This is a genomic window from Martinezella hainanensis, from assembly GCF_900094555.1.
GTDB classification, from domain to species: domain Bacteria; phylum Pseudomonadota; class Alphaproteobacteria; order Rhizobiales; family Rhizobiaceae; genus Rhizobium; species Rhizobium hainanense.
On sequence record NZ_FMAC01000010.1, the window covers coordinates 190,200 to 205,604 of the forward strand.

Annotated in this window: 13 protein-coding genes; 4 read left to right on the forward strand and 9 right to left on the reverse strand. The window is 59.3% G+C overall.

Going from position 1 to position 15,405, the window contains the following annotated elements; all coding sequences use genetic code 11:
- Positions 1-14 precede the first annotated feature (14 nt).
- The 7 genes from GA0061100_RS26920 to GA0061100_RS26950 form a co-directional block, all read right to left on the reverse strand.
- Positions 15-2,111 carry a bifunctional sugar-binding transcriptional regulator/dihydroxyacetone kinase subunit DhaK gene (locus GA0061100_RS26920; RefSeq protein WP_075855904.1) on the reverse strand — a complete coding sequence of 699 codons (2,097 nt, stop codon included), beginning with the start codon at positions 2,109-2,111 and terminating at the stop codon, positions 15-17.
- A 133-nt stretch (positions 2,112-2,244) separates the two neighbouring features.
- Entirely contained in the window at positions 2,245-2,886 is a 642-nt protein-coding gene (gene dhaL / locus GA0061100_RS26925; protein WP_075855906.1) for a dihydroxyacetone kinase subunit DhaL, read from the reverse strand.
- Positions 2,887-2,899: 13 nt separating this feature from the next.
- A complete protein-coding gene (locus GA0061100_RS26930; RefSeq protein WP_075855907.1) occupies positions 2,900-3,892 on the reverse strand; it encodes a dihydroxyacetone kinase subunit DhaK in 993 nt (330 codons plus the stop codon).
- Positions 3,893-3,925: 33 nt separating this feature from the next.
- A complete protein-coding gene (locus tag GA0061100_RS26935; RefSeq protein ID WP_075855908.1) occupies positions 3,926-4,699 on the reverse strand; it encodes an SDR family oxidoreductase in 774 nt (257 codons plus the stop codon).
- Between the two features lie 59 nt (positions 4,700-4,758).
- Positions 4,759-5,748, reverse strand: a complete 990-nt coding sequence (locus tag GA0061100_RS26940) for a substrate-binding domain-containing protein (RefSeq protein ID WP_075855909.1) — start codon at positions 5,746-5,748, stop codon at positions 4,759-4,761.
- Between the two features lie 85 nt (positions 5,749-5,833).
- Positions 5,834-6,838, reverse strand: coding sequence for an ABC transporter permease (locus GA0061100_RS26945; RefSeq protein WP_075855910.1), 1,005 nt, complete (start codon positions 6,836-6,838; stop codon positions 5,834-5,836).
- A 55-nt stretch (positions 6,839-6,893) separates the two neighbouring features.
- Complete coding sequence (locus tag GA0061100_RS26950) at positions 6,894-8,372, reverse strand: sugar ABC transporter ATP-binding protein (RefSeq protein ID WP_075855942.1); 1,479 nt, start codon at positions 8,370-8,372, stop codon at positions 6,894-6,896.
- 405 nt (positions 8,373-8,777) lie between these two features.
- Here GA0061100_RS26950 and GA0061100_RS26955 point away from each other — a divergent pair, with 405 nt between their 5' ends.
- The 3 genes from GA0061100_RS26955 to GA0061100_RS26965 all read left to right on the forward strand — a co-directional run bounded on the left by GA0061100_RS26955 (position 8,778) and on the right by GA0061100_RS26965 (position 11,523).
- Entirely contained in the window at positions 8,778-9,362 is a 585-nt protein-coding gene (locus GA0061100_RS26955; protein WP_075855911.1) for an NADPH-dependent FMN reductase, read from the forward strand.
- 121 nt (positions 9,363-9,483) lie between these two features.
- Positions 9,484-10,200: a FadR/GntR family transcriptional regulator gene (locus GA0061100_RS26960; protein WP_075855913.1), complete on the forward strand. Its 717-nt coding sequence runs from the start codon at positions 9,484-9,486 to the stop codon at positions 10,198-10,200.
- A gap of 204 nt (positions 10,201-10,404) precedes the next feature.
- On the forward strand, positions 10,405-11,523 hold the full coding sequence (locus GA0061100_RS26965) for a lactonase family protein (protein ID WP_075855915.1): 1,119 nt from the start codon (positions 10,405-10,407) through the stop codon (positions 11,521-11,523).
- A 39-nt stretch (positions 11,524-11,562) separates the two neighbouring features.
- Here GA0061100_RS26965 and GA0061100_RS26970 read toward each other — a convergent pair whose 3' ends face one another.
- A complete protein-coding gene (locus GA0061100_RS26970; protein WP_075855943.1) occupies positions 11,563-13,575 on the reverse strand; it encodes a putative bifunctional diguanylate cyclase/phosphodiesterase in 2,013 nt (670 codons plus the stop codon).
- A 406-nt stretch (positions 13,576-13,981) separates the two neighbouring features.
- On the opposite strand from GA0061100_RS26970, the gene GA0061100_RS26975 reads away from it, so the two are divergent.
- Positions 13,982-14,896, forward strand: coding sequence for a DMT family transporter (locus tag GA0061100_RS26975; protein ID WP_075855917.1), 915 nt, complete (start codon positions 13,982-13,984; stop codon positions 14,894-14,896).
- 216 nt (positions 14,897-15,112) lie between these two features.
- On the opposite strand, the gene GA0061100_RS26980 is transcribed toward GA0061100_RS26975, so the two are convergent.
- Positions 15,113-15,405, reverse strand: a 293-nt coding sequence (locus GA0061100_RS26980) for an IS30 family transposase (protein WP_143525405.1), incomplete at its 5' end; no start/stop codon positions are given.

The window sequence follows — 15,405 nt, forward strand, 5'->3', positions numbered from 1 at the left end:
GCATTCTTATAGGTTCATCCGACCTTCAAGGCGAAGGTGTCGCATGGATGGTGCAGCATTTCGGTCAGTTCCTGATCGAGATGCAGGATGGATATGGAGGCGCCGACCATGTCGAGCGATGTGCAATAGTGCCCCACCCAGTTCGCCTCGATCTTGATGTCCTTGGCGCTCAGCCGCTGCTCGACGCGGCGGAACAGGATGTAGAGCTCCATCAGTGGCGTCGCGCCGAACGAGTTGATCAGCACCGCCACCCGGTCTCCTGCAACAGGCTTCATCTCCGAAAAAATCCGGTCCATCACGCGGTCGGTGATCTCATCGGCGCTCATCATCTTTTCGCGGGTGACGCCGCGTTCGCCGTGAATGCCCATGCCGAATTCGATGTCGTCAGGCCCGATCTCAAAATTGTGTCGCCGCGTCTGCGGCAGCGAGCAGGGCTCCAGCGCAACGCCCATCGTAAAGGTGCGGTCATTGGCCTTGCGCGTTATCGCCTCGCAGGCGTCGAGCGACAGACCCTTGTCGCAGGCAGCGCCCGCAATCTTGAAGATGAAGAAGTTGCCGGCAACACCACGCCGTCCGTCCCGATCCTCGATCGGTGACGATGAAATATCATCCGTAGTCAGCACTGTGCGGACATCGATCTGCTGTTCCTGCGCCATTTCCGCAGCCATTTCGAAGTTCATGACGTCGCCGGCATAATTGCCATAGACAAAAAGCACCCCTTCGCCGCGGGAAGAGGCCTTGGCGCATTCTAGGATCGGCGTCGGTGGCGGCGAGGAAAAGATGTTGCCAATGGCGACGGCATCGGCAAGGCCCTTGCCGACATAGCCGAGGAAGCAGGGTTCGTGACCTGTGCCGCCGCCGATCACCAGCCCAACCTTGCCGACTCGCGGACCATTTCGCGCCACCAGCGCCCGGTTCGATCCCTTGATCGGCACGATATGCGAGGCATGCGCCTTGACGATACCCTCAAGCATTTCGTCGACGACATCGTCGGGATTGTTGAGGAACTTCTTGATGTGCGTTCGGTAGCTGCTGGGCAGGGCAACGCTGTTGTCCGTTCGCGGGCGCTGCTGGGCTTTCTGGTCGAATTCGGTGACACCGTCTGCATTGAGGATGCCTCGACCCGTGGCAGCATCGGTAATCAGGACGTTGATGTACCCGCCGCGCAAGGCGGCAAGGATTGCCGGCACCTTGTCGAAGCCGCCGGCAACGGCGATCCGCAGGCCGATGGATTTCAGCATGTCGAGGGATATGCCGATGGTGCGATCGTCAAGCGGCCCGGCAACCGGCTGGCCTTTCGCATCGATGAAGCGCCCGGCGAGAACGCCGACGGCATTCTTCGCGAGATAGTCCTGCAGCGAGACGGACTCGAAGAAGCCGCTGCTATGAATCGTGGAATTCGGCCGCAGAGACGCTACGCCGAAAATTGCCTTGTTGGCTTTGGAGAGCGTGGCAAACTGATCCTCGACCAGCGGCTCGCGCAGCAGGATCTCGCGAACCTCCGGGGTCGAGACGATGGCGGGCGCCGTGATGTTGATGAGCTTGCCATCGGTTGCGTTCGCGAAGGCGGCCGCGCAAAGTTCCGGCGTATAGGCGAAGCGCGCACGCGTGCCGCCGGTCGCCTGGACGATGGTGACGTCCTGCAGGTTCGGTACATTGGCCTGTTCGGCAACGGCAAGAACGGTTCGGCCCCAGGCGACGGCAAGCGTGTCGCCGGATTTCAGGAGCCTGGCAATGGCCTGCGCACCGGCGGTTCCGAGGCGGTCGATCAGCGGCCGGGAGCCGTCATCGCTCGGCACGACGAGACAGTCATGCAGGCCGAAATGCCGCTTGAGTTCCTGGGCGATGGAGAGCGAGCTCAGCCGCGACGGCTCGAGCGAGATATTGACGATGCCGCGGCTGCGGGCATCGGCGAGATAGCTGTTCACGGTTGCCCGAGAAATGCCCATGATCTCGGCGATATCGCCCTGGGTCTTGCCATCTTCATAATAGAGCCAGCAGGCCCAGACATAGGGGTCGTCGCCATAGCGCAGCGGCATGCTGTCGGACGCATCAGGCACGCCCGCTTTGCTTGCACTATGTTTACCGACCGAAGATGCCTTGCCTGTCATGACGATTCACTGTTCCCATTTTCCGCCAGAAGATGGAAGCATTGGCGCAGGTTTGCAAATGCTTCTTCTTCGAAGGGAGCGGCGCGCGACCCCGTGGTGGAGCACGAGATCGCGCAGCCTTGGGAGAGCCTTGTTACTGCAGGCGCGCGCGCGCACCCTCGGAAAGCTCCTTCAGGATGATTGCGCAAGAGGTCGCGCCTGCATCCAGCACGCCAAGCGAACGCTCGCCCAGCCTGCTCGCGCGGCCGATCCTGGCCACGAGGTTGAGCGTCGAGTCGCGACCGGCCTCGGCGGCTGCGACCAATGCTTCGAGTGCATCGGCGAAAGATTTGCCGGCTGCATTGGCGGCATCGAACGCTTCGATCGCCGGAACCAGCGTGTCGAGCAGCGTCTTGTCGCCGACCTTGGCGGAGCCGATAGACTGGATGCCTTCGAGCCCGGCATGCAGCGCCTTGCTATAGGCGGCACTGTCGATCGCTTCGATGCCGTCGAGCTTTTCTGCAATCTCGGTGAACATGACGCCGTAGAGCGGCCCCATGGAGCCACCGATCTCGGTCATCAGCACTGTGCCCAGCGTGTCGAGCGAGGCTGAGAGCGACTGGTTCTTGCCCTTCAGGCGCTCGGCGGCCATGCCGAAGCCCTTAGCCATGTTGACGCCGTGGTCGCCATCGCCGATCTTGCCGTCGATCTCGCTGAGATAGGCACGGTTCTCGACGATACGGTCGGCCATCGCCAAGACGATATCGCCAGCCATTGCGTTGTTGAATGTCTGCATGCGTGCGTTCCCCTCAGAGTAGCGTCGTGCACTCGACCTCGACGTCGAGAAGCTCTTTCAGCTCGTCGTCGAGCGCCATCACGGTCAGCGTGGCGCCGACCATTTCGAGCGACGTGAAGTAGTTGCCGATATAGGTCTTGTGGATCTTCAGACCCCGTTCCGAGATCTTCGCCTCAATCGTATCGTTGAGGATGTAGAGCTCGTTGACCGGTGTTGCGCCGAGGCCCGATACGAGGACGGCTACTTCCGTTCCGGCTGCCAGATTATGATCGTCGAGCACGATCTGGCACATGTCTTCGGCAATTTCGGCCGCCGTCTTCAGCGGCTCGACGCGAACGCCGGGTTCGCCATGATGGCCGATGCCCACTTCCATCGTGCCTGGCTCGATCTGGAAATTCGGATGACCGACGGCGGGCAGAGTACAGGGACCAAGACCGATGCCGACGGAGCGGCAACTGTCGATCGCCTTCTGCGCGGCCACACGGACTTCCTCGAGGTTTGCACCCTTGGAAGCCTTGGCGCCGCCAACCTTCCACATGAAGATTTCACCGGCGACGCCGCGGCGCTTTTCGCGCTCCTCCGGCGGTGCGGAGCAGACATCGTCGTTGGCGACCACGGTCGCGACTTCAATCCCGTCCTTGGCGGCAAGCTTGATTGCCATCTTCACGTTCATGTTGTCGCCGGCATAATTGCCGTAGAGGCAGATGACGCCACGGCCGCCGTTGGCTTCGCGGATAGCGTCGTGGAAGCTCTTGGCCGTTGGAGACGAAAAGAGCTCGCCGACCGCGACCGCATCCAGCATGTTCTTGCCGGTATAGCCGATGAAGGCCGGCTCATGACCCGAACCGCCGCCGGTGATCACGCCGACCTTGCCGGCATGCGGGGCATCCTTGGCGACGACGACGCGCGGATTTTCTGCCAGACGGACGATATCCGAATGCGCCTTGATGAAGCCTTTTACAGTATCTTCAACGACTTCATCGGGATTGTTGATGAACCGCTGCATGGTCTCTCCTGTCGAATTGTCGAGCGTTTGCGCTCAAAGAATGGTGTAGCCGCCGTCGATCAGCAGATCGGCGCCGTTGATCATGTCCGCGCCAGCCGAGGAGAGGAAAACAGCCGCGGCTGCTATCTCCTGCGGGAAGGCAAAGCGGCCGGTGGGGATGCGCTTCTTGGCGGCCTCGCCCTTTTCGCCGGCCCAGGCCTTCTTGCCGAGCTCGGTCAGCACGATGGTCGGCGAGATGGTGTTGACGTTGATGCCGTGCTTGCCCCATTCGGCGGCAAAGGTCTTGGACATGCCGATCACGCCGAACTTGGAGGCGCAGTAGGCGACATGCTCCTCGATGGCGACCGTGCCGGCCTGCGAGGCGAGGTTGACGATCTTGCCGCCCTTGCCGGCGGCGATCATGGCGCGACCCACAGCCTGCGTGACGAGGAACGTACCCTTGAGATTGATGTTGATCGTCTTGTCCCAATAGTCGAGCGGCAGATCCTCGGCAGGGGCGAGGAAGACGACGCCAGCGCTGTTGACGGCGATATCGATGCCGCCGAAATGCGAGACGACATCGCCAATGGCCTTGTTGACCGAAGCGGGATCGGACACGTCACAGACGAATGCCTCAGCGCCGCCGCCGATTTCGGATGCCTTGGCCTTCGCCATGTCGACATTGATATCGAGAACGGCGACTTTCGCGCCCTTGAAGGCAAATGCTGCAGCGACGGCCGCGCCAATGCCGGAACCGCCGCCCGTCACAAGCGCCGTCTTGCCTGAGAGCGGGAAGTTCAAATCGATGTCTGGGGATGTCTCGGTCATCTCTTTCAAGCCTCTGTCTTGGGGGGAAGCGGGGCGAAATTCGCCCCGCCGCATTGATCTTACTTGCGGGTTTCAAGCAGCTTGTCGACGTTCTCAGCCGTTACCGGGGTCCACGGAACATTGTAGTTCTTGTCCTTGCCGTCGTTGAACGGCATGGCCGGATACTGTTGCCAGATCTTGGATTCCGGCTTGTAGTTGCCCTTCTTGGCGGCAAAGATTGCGAGGTCGAGGGCGCCCTGGGCCTGCGCGCTGGCGTCCTGCAGGATGGAGGTCATCGTGCCGTCCTTGACGGCATGAAGGGCATCGGTGATGCCGTCGATACCGGCAATGGCGAAATCCTTGACGTTGAGCTTGGCAGCCTTGATCGCTTCGATGGCGCCGAGCGCCATCTCGTCGTTCTGGCCGATAACACCGTTGATCTGACCCGGGTGCGAGGTCAGCCAGTTTTCCATCAGGGTCTGGGCTTCGGCGCGCGACCAGTTTGCGGTCTGGTCTTCCAGCACCTTCACATTCGGGCACTCGGCAAGCGCCTTCTTGTTGCCTTCCAGGCGCGAGATCTGCGCCGACTGGCCGATCGGGCCTTCGAGGATCACGACATTGCCCTTGCAGCCGATCTTGTCGAGCACGGTCTTGGCTTCCATGTAGCCGGAGATGGTGTCATCGGAGCCGACATAGGAGGTCAGGAGATCGGAGTTGACGCGCGTGTTCGAGCCGACGACCGGGATGCCGGCGTCGTGAGCGGCCTGAACGGCGGTTGCCGCAGCTTCGATATCGATCGGCACGAAGATGATCGCGTCGAACTTCTGCGTGATCATCGTGTTGACCTGCTCCTGCTGCACGAGCGCGTCGTAGCGGCCGTCGAAGATGGTCAGATCGACGTCGCCGTTCTTGACGGCGGGATGTTCCTTCAGTGCTGCCGACCAGATCTGCATGAACTCGGCATTGAGGCCGTAAGGCGCCGCGCCGATCTTCAGTTTCTTGTCCTGGGCGAGGGCAGGCGATGCCAGAATTGCGGTCGCTGCAGCAAGAGCAATCAATAATTTCTTCATTATAAGTCTCCTCCGTTGAAAGTCCGGCCGTCGCCTCGACGCGCCGTTTGGTTTTCCGAGTGCGAACACTGGAATTTCTTTGGGCTCAGCCGCCCAGGTTTCTCTTTTGGTCGAGCATGACGGCGCCGACGATGAGTGCGCCCTTGAGGACCTGCTGGTAGTAGGATTGGATCCCCATGAGATCGAGGCCGTTGTTCATGACGCCGATGATCAATGCGCCGATCAGCGTGCCGGTGATGCGGCCGACACCGCCGGAAAGGCTGGTGCCGCCGATGACGACAGCCGCGATTGCGTCGAGCTCATAGGCAATGCCGGCCTGTGGCAGGGCGGAGCCGGTGCGAGCGGCAAGGATCATGCCTGCCAGCCCGGAAAGACCGCCGGAAATCACGTAAACGAGGAAGCGCAGCTTGCTGACATTGATGCCCGAAGTAATGGCCGCATGCGGGTTACCGCCGACGGCATAGATATAGCGGCCGAAGCGAGTACGGTTCAAAACCCACCATGCGACGATGAAGACGATGGCAAGCAGGATGACCGGCATCGGGATGGACAAGACGCTGCCGGTGCCGATCCAACGGAAATCCGGGGTCAGCGCCGGAACCGGCTTGCCGCCGCCATAGATCAGCGTCAGGCCGCGGGCGGCAGACAGCATGCCAAGCGTTGCGACGAAAGCTGGGACGGCGAAACGCGAGACAATGAGGCCGACGACGGCACCGCAGGCGATGCCGACGAGCAGGCCGACTGCGAGCGCGACATAGGGCGGATAGGGCGCACCAACAATGCCGGCAGTTGCCGAAGTGGTAGCAAAGCTTGCGCTAACGATGCCTGTCAGTGCGACCACGGAGCCGACGGAGAGATCGATGCCGCGCGTGAGGATGACGAATGTCATGCCGATCGCGAGCACGCCGTTGATCGAGGTCTGCAGCAAGACGTTGGAAATATTGCCTGCCGTCAGGAAATACTCATTCGAGAACGAGAGGACGATAGCGAGCAACAGGAAGGCGAGAAAGATCCCGTATTCCTGAATAATCAACCTGCGCCGGTCCGAGCCGAACCACGAGTTGGATTGATTGTTGTCAGTGGCGGACATTGCAAATACCTCTTGTTGCCGGGCGCTTCATTCTTGTCTTCGTGCGCTGTCGCATTCAGGTCGACAGATGCACGAGCGATTGCGCGTCGGCCTCCTCCCTCTTGAGAATTCCGGCGGACCGTCCCTGCCGCATCACCAGGATGCGGTCGGACATGCCAAGAACCTCGTCTATTTCGGATGAGATCATGATCACGGTACCGCCTTCGGCGGCGAAGTCGCAGATGATGCGATAGATTTCGCGCTTGGCGCCGACATCGACGCCGCGCGTCGGTTCGTCGAGCAGCAGCACTTTCGGCCTGCGCAGGAACCACTTACCGAGCACGACTTTCTGCTGGTTACCGCCGGAAAGGCCGGAGACCGGCATGCTGTCGCGCGCAGCCTTGATGCCGAAGCGCTGGATCATGTCCTGGCTGGCGCCGGCCTCGGCCCGACGATCCATCGAGAAGCGCGGGCTCATTTCAGGCAGGCTCGCTAGGCAGATGTTGTTGCGCACGCTGTCGATCAGATTGAGGCCGGTCAGCTTGCGATCCTCCGTAACGAAGGCGATGCCGTGCTGCATGGCTTCGGCCGGCTTGCGTACGGTAATGGGCGCTCCCGCAAGCTTGATCTGGCCGCTGCTGACGGCATCGACGCCGAAGATGCAGTTGAAGATCTCGGTGCGGCCCGATCCCATCAGGCCATAAATGCCGAAAATCTCGCCCTTGTGAGCGATGAACGAGATATCGCTGACCTTACCCTCTGCGCTAAGGCCGGTGACTTCCAGCCCAGGCGTTGCCGTTGGCACGTTCGTCTTGATGTATTCCTCGCCAAGCTCGCGGCCAACGATCATGCGGATGAGGCCAGGCCGATCGATATCGGCAAGCGCGCCGCTGCCGACATAGGACCCGTCGCGGAAGGCGGTGTAGGAATCTGCGATCTGGAAGATCTCGGACAGGCGGTGCGAGACGTAGACAACGCCTTTGCCCTCGCCCTTCAGGCGTTCGATGGTTGCAAAGAGCTGCTGCGCTTCCTTCTCGCCGATGGCCGAAGTGGGCTCATCCATGAAGATCACCTCGGCATCGTGGCTAAGTGCCTTGGCGATCTCGACCAGCTGAACCTGGGCGACCGAAAGGTTCATCATGAATTGCGTGGCGCGAATGTTGAATTGCAGCCGGTCGAGCAACGCCTGCGCGTTGCGGTTCATCGTCTTGAAGTCGATGCCGCCGAAACGCGCCGATGGCTCGCGGCCGAGATAGATGTTCTCCGCAACGGTCATGTGTGGGATGGGGCTGAGTTCCTGCTCGATGATGGCGATGCCGGCCGCAAGCGCTTCGGCAGGGCTTGCATAATCCACGTCCTTGCCGCGGCGGCGAATGGAGCCGGCATCGCGCTTGTGAATGCCCATCAGGATCTTGAGGAAAGTCGACTTGCCGGCGCCGTTGCCGCCGCACAGAGCATGGACGGAGCCGGACCGCAGCTGAAAGCGCCCGTCACGCAATGCAGCGACACCGCCAAAGGACTTCTTCAGCCCTTCTACTTCAAGCAGGAATTCCACTTTCTCCTCCGCACTCCGGATGCTGGAACAGCTCCCGACGACATCGTCGATCATCGCTCAGCGTCGATATTGACAATATTCGAAGTGCTTTCGACAAATGTCAATATGATTGTGTGGAATTCGTGTGATCGCGGTATTGCGCGTCATCATAATCGATGAGAATCTGCTTCGGGATATGTATTTAAATATATGATAATACGATATATTTTTTAGAATATATGTTCCGCGTGGTTGCAGAGAATGCGTTGGTCTGAAAATGCCGTTTTGACAGTGCGCGATGTGCGTGGCATCGATGGAATGCAGCGATTGCGCAGAAAAAAGTCAGTTGTGGTCGCGAAGAATCCGCTTAATCCTAAGATGTAGTGAGATTTCAGGCAGTGCCGCTGGCGACGGAGCGAGACACGGATGCGTCCATCGAAAATCACTGTTCTGTCCTGCAGCATGGACCCGGAAAGCCGGAGCCGCCGGATGGCTCGTAAGGCAGAAAGCTTATTGAGGGAGAGGGGCGCCGAGGTCGAGTTTATCGATCTTCAGGATATCGAGATGCCTGTATTCGACAACTCGAGCTGCTATGAGCACCCTTCCTACGACAGGCTATATCGTGCAATTCGCGATGCGGATGGCGTGCTGCTTGCCGTGCCCATTTACAATTGGTCAGTGGGTAGCGCTGCCAAGAGCCTGATCGAGCTCACCGGCGCGACAGGTGCCGGCGGACGAAAATCAGCCTGGTTCGACCAGATCGTCACCTTCGTATGTTCCGGCGGGCTCCCGCATAGCTATATGGCATATGGAAGCCTCGCCATGTCGCTGATGCTCGATTTCAAATGCGTGATCAATCCTTATGTCGTTTATGCCACGGAGAGGGATTGGATCGATGACGCCGTCCTGTCCGACACTCTTGCGGCAAGGCTGTGCAAAACGATCGAGGTCAAGCTGGAGCTGTCGTCGAGCTTGAGATCCAGAGCATATACCTCCGACTGGGAAATCTAATCGTCCTGCCTGTCCCGATTGCATTCGATACGTCCCGTGGTAAGACTATTCGTATTATGACTTAATGCTGACTGTAAGACTTAGCTGAGGTTGATCAGCGGGAATAGATCGGGGATCGGGAATGAGGACAAATGCCCGGGCGAGGCAAAGGCTGGCACAAAGGGTCATCGATGAATTGCGCATGCAGATTGAGACCGGCAAGCTTCAGACCGGCGACCAGCTTCCGACAGAGCCGCAGCTCGAAGCGGCCTTCGATGTTAGCCGGACCGTGGTGCGCGAGGCGATTGCCGATCTTCGTGCTGCAGGCCTCGTCAGACCCGTTCAAGGCAAGGGCGTATTTGTTTCCGAAACCTCGGCGCGATCCGGCCTGCTGCTGACGCCCATCGAGGTCAAAAGCATCCCCGAGACACTGGAATTGCTGGAATTCCGTATGGCGGCGGAAGGCGAGGCGGCGGCAATCGCCGCCTATCGCAGAACGGCGGAACAGGAGGCTGCAATTGCTGCCGCCAACCGCAAGATGGCGCTACTGATAGAGCAGGAGCTGTCGACCGTCGAAGCGGATTTTGAATTCCACATGGCGATTGCTGCTGCCACGAATAACCGATTCTATGTCGACGTGCTCCGACATTTCGGCGCCCGAACCATCCCGCGCGGACAGTTTCCGACATTGCCTGAAGCGAATGATCGCGCCTATCTGGAGAAGGTGCATGCCGAGCATGCGGAAATTCTGGCCGCGATCGCAGACCAGGACCCGGAGCGAGCGCGCCAGGCGATGCGGGCACATATGCTGGCAAGCCAGCGACGCTATCGCCTCCTGGCCGAGCTGCAGGCGCAATAATACTCGACACACTGTTATGGTCATATTATGTCATATGATACAAACGCCCTCTCGGAAGAGGCGCTCCGTATATTTGGTGATGCAGATCGAGGCGGGAAGACGACTATCGGGTCTTCGCGCATTCGATGGCAGCCGCATGATATTTGCTAAAGGATCCGAAGCATTGCCGGTTCAATCGGCAGTGACGTTCGGATGAGGTGATCCGTGGCTCAGACTTCTTCCAGTGTATCTCGCACATTAGTCTATGTCTCGACGGCAGTTGCCGGAACGATCGATGCGTACAGGATGGACGGGGCGACAGGCACGCTCACGCCAATATCCAGCGTGGATGTTGGCCCGATGGTCATGCCGATGGCGGTCAGTCCCGACAGACGGCATCTCCATGCCGTCATCCGTGTGCAGCCTTACCGGGTACTGACGCTGGCGATCGACCCCGAAAGCGGCAGGTTAAGGCAGGAGGCCGTTGCCGCTCTGCCCGACAGCATGGCCTACGTCTCCCTCGATCCGACGGGCGCGCTTCTATTCGCTGCTTCCTATGGCGGCAGCAAGATCGCCGTAATGCTAATCGGCAAAAACGGACTGGTCACCGCGCAGGCTCAGCAAGTGATCGCAACCGGGCGCAATGCCCATTCGATCGTCAGTGACCGGACAGGCAAATATGTCTTTGCCACCAATCTCGGGTCTGATGCCGTGCAGCAATTCACTCTCGACCCCGAGACCGGGATACTGAAGCCGAATGATCCGATCCAGGTTGCAACCGGCACCGGCTTTGGTCCGCGGCACATCGTCATCTCGCCCGACAACAAGGCCGTCTACGTCCTGACGGAACTGACCGGCCATGTCATTCACTATGCGCTCGATACTGACAAGGGCACATTGAGCGAGATCGAAAGTGTTGCTTCCGTTCCTGAGCATGCCGGGCTGTCGCCAGGTATCGCGCCGCCTGGTCCGGCGGTATCCGGTGTGTCTGCATCGGCTGTGGCTTCAGCAGACAATGGCAAGCCGAAGATCTGGGCCGCAGATATCGGCATCACACCGAACGGCAAATTCCTCTATACGACGGAGAGAACCACCAGTCGGATTGCGCTCTTCCACGTCGGTTCAGGTGACGGAAGACTGACCTACGTCGGAAACTATCCGACCGAACAACAGCCGCGCGGCATCCGCATCGATCCATCGGGCCGGTTCCTTGTCGCATCCGGCGAGAAGTCCGACAGGCTGTCGGTCTATGCTATCGACCAAGCCGATGGCGGTCTCGACGTGGTGGGCCGATATCCGGTCAATGCCGGCGCGAACTGGATAGAGATCGTGACATTTCCTTGAGACGCGTCCGCGCGCGTCAAGCGGCTCTCGGGCGAATATCTACGCAGGTTTTGCAGCCGCCCCGGCAATCAGGCTTTCGATCTCTGAGGAGGGAAGGGGCCGGGCGAACAGATAGCCTTGAAGCAGTTCGCATCCGGCGCTTTCGAGAAAGCGAGCCTGCTCCTCGGTCTCGACGCCTTCCGCTACGACTTCAAGATCGAGTGTTCTGCCGAGCGATACGATGGCGGATGTAATAGCCATATCGCCGAGCTTTTCCGGAATATCGGCAATGAACGATCTGTCGATCTTCAGCCGGGAAAGCGGAAAACGCCTGAGGGTACTCAGGCTTGAATATCCGGTGCCGAAATCATCGATCGCGAGGCTGACACCCAGCGTCTTCAGCTCATGCATCCGCTCTATGGCGCCCTCAACGTCACGCATGATCAAGCTTTCCGTCAGTTCGAGCTCAAGCCATTGCGGATCGAGATCCGCAGATTGCAGCGCGGATGCTACCTGGCTTGTCAGCGAACTCTCCAGAAATTGCCGGGCCGATACGTTGACGCCGACACGCAGTGCCGGCAGATCGCGATCCTGCCATAGCCGGGCTTGCCGGCAGGCTTTGCGCAGAACGATTTCACCGAGCGGAACGATGAGTCCCGTTTCCTCAGCGAGCGGAATGAAGGCGCCAGGCAGCAACAAGCCCTGGGTGGGATGCTGCCACCGCACAAGGGCCTCGACACCAATGACCCTGCCGCTGCGAACTTCTTTCTGCGGCTGATAATGGAGCACGAATTCGTCTCGCTCCACAGCTCGTCGCAATTCTTCGATACGGATCAGCTTGTTGCGGGCGTCCTCCGCCATGGCCGGTGTGAACAGTCGAATGGCGTTGCGCCCCGCTTCCTTGGCACGGTAGAGCGCCATGTCGGCATTCGCGAACAGTTCCGAGGCCGTCTTGCCATGCTCCATGGCGCAAGCCACGCCAATGCTGCAGCCGACGCGGATTTCGACCCCTTGTACGACCATTGGCTTGGATATGTCCGCGAGAACGTCGGCGAGCCTTTCGTATATCGGCTCGGGGGACTCTTCGAGAACGATGATGAATTCATCGCCGCCGATCCGAGAGACGATACCGCGACCGCCGATATGGGTCGATATGCGCTGCGCAACCACCGTCAGCAATTCGTCGCCAGCCGCATGACCTAGGGTGTCGTTCACCAGCTTGAAATTGTCCAGGTCGACAAAGGCAACGGCCAGAGACCTTCGCTTCCGTGATGCTTTTTCAAGCAGGGCGCTGAGCTTGCGGTCGAGCAACATGCGGTTGGGAAGCCCGGTGAGCGCATCGTGTTCGGCCAGATAGGCAATGTGGGCGATGTCCCGATGGCGATCGATGGCTATTCCAACGGTCTGCGCTATGCCAGCGAAGAATTCCATAAGTCCAGCCTCGTCGCCATCGGTCTGCATCGTTACCAAGGCCCCATGCCGGCCACCATCCCGCGAGAAAATGGGAAATTCCAGGATGTCGCCGGCAATCGGCTCGACTTGCTCGCCGTCGAGAGCGAAACTGACGCGTCTGCCATTGAGCAAGCCCTCAAGAAGCGTCCGGGCCTCCTTGAGAAACACATCAAGATCGACGCCGCGCGCCACATCCTGCAGAAGTTTCGTCTGGGCACTCATCAATTTCTCTGCCCGTTTTCGAGCTGAGATATCGCGGGACGCACCGACGACGCCGATGATGTTGCCGTTTCTGTCACGCAGCGGCACCCGCGACATCATGAGCCAACCTTCGCCCTTGAGGCGCCGCTCTTCGACGCCAAGATCGGCCTCGCCGCTCTCCATTACCTGCCGTTCGACTTCCTCGATCTTGTGGGCGTCGGCCATGGGGTGAATTTCGGCATCGGTAAGGCCGATCAGCTCATCGACATGCGTGAAGCCATTGTTGAGGACGATCGCCATGTTGGCAAAAAGGAACCGGCCATTCGTGTCCTTGGCATAGATATAGTCCGGCACATAGTTGATCATCGCCTCGAGCCATTCGTAACGCTCGGCGAGAGACAGATACCGAGCCTGAAGCAATTCAAACGGCTCGTGGACCTGCTCGTCCTCACCGTCTTGATCTCGGTGCGTAGGCTCTAGCGATCCATCCGGCGGCTGCATCATTTATGTTCTCTCACCCGGCAAGCGGACAATATCGGCAGCCAATGCTGCAACAATGAAAGCGTATAGGCATGTCGACTGTCCTCGCTGGCGAGGTGTGGTTCGTCTGTTCACATAAATGTTATCATATAACCGAATTTATAAACATCCGCTCAAGTTTTACAGGAAGATCGCGTCCGCCCGCAAAGAGTGCGCGGACGCTTATCCAGTGGAGGCCGATGGGTTTTCGGGATGAACCGTTGGCGATGAATGCCATTGCGGGTAGGGGGCAAAACCGGCTAAAGCCCAGGTGGTAGAAACGCAGGATTCGCAAGGATAAAATAGCATGCGCGTGGGCAAAGCCGTAACAAGCGGCAATCTTGTGCTTGCCGGCATGCTGATGATGCTTCTCGGCGACTTCCTGTTTTCGCTGAACGATGCCATGGGCAAGTGGCTGGTTGCGAGTTTCTCCGTTGGCCAAATTCTGGTGATCCGCTCCTTCGGTTCGTTCATTATTCTGGCGCCGATGATCGCGCGGCAGGGCAGCGATGCGCTTTTTCGCCTCGAACGGCCGCCGTTGCAGCTTCTGCGCGTCGTCATGACAACGCTCGACGTCGCTCTTTTTTATGCCGCAGTCGCCTATCTGCCGCTTGCCGATGTCATGACCTTCTATATGGCCGGTCCAATCTATGTGGCGGCGATCTCCCATTTCTTCCTCAATGAAAGGATCGGCTGGCGGCGCTGGCTGGCGGTTTTCGTTGGCTTTATCGGCGTATTGATCGCCCTCAGACCATCGGCGGCGATGTTTTCCTGGCCATCGCTCTTCGGCCTTGGCGGCAGCCTTGCGTTTGCATTGACCCTGGTGCTCGGGCGCCGGCTGCGGCAGACTGCCGATGCGACGCTCGTCGCATGGCAGACGGTCGGTGCGCTCATCGCCGGGTTGGTGCTCAGCATCGGAGACTGGCGTTCTGCTTCGGCGCTCGATCTCGGTGCCATGCTTGCTCTCGGCATCGTTGCCGGCGGCGCTCACATGCTGATAACCCGATCCTTGAAGCTCGCGCCGGCGTCACTATTGGCTCCGCTTCAATACAGCCTGCTTGTCTGGGCGATCGTGCTGGGTTTCGTTTTCTTCGGCGATATTCCCGACACCCAGATCGTTGTCGGCTCCGTTATTATCGTTCTTGCCGGGCTTTTCATTTTCCATCGGAAGAATCTGGTCGATACTGTCCCGAAAGACGCTGTTGCTCGGGACGGACATTGAGGCGTCGTTAGATCGCACGGTAGGCTGCCAAGACGCAGGGACTGACGTGCAATCTTGTTGATCGAAACCTTGCGTTCGACGAGGCGGTGTGAAAGGGCGGGCCATTCCATCCTCCTGAAACCATGGCCTTTATTGTCTTCGTTGCATTTGAAAATGGAATCTGCCCCTGTGGAGAAGCTAACCCAAGTGCATCGTGCCGGTGTTGAGGGTAGGGGATCACCCCGCTTCTTGCAAATGGGTCATGAACACCTCCGCCGGCGTCTTGTAACCCAGGCATCTTCGTGGTTGATCGTTGAGATGGCGGGCAAGTTGGGTAAGGTCGCGTTGTGACACGGCCGCCAGGTCGGTATCGCCGGGCATGAAGCGACGAATGCGCTTATTGGCATTCTCCACAGCGCCTTTCTGCCACGGTGCGCTGGGATCGCAAAACCAGCTGCGCGCGCCGATACCATCTTCCAGAGCCCGGAAGCCGGCAAACTCCGTGCCGCGATCAAAGGTGAAGCTCTGGC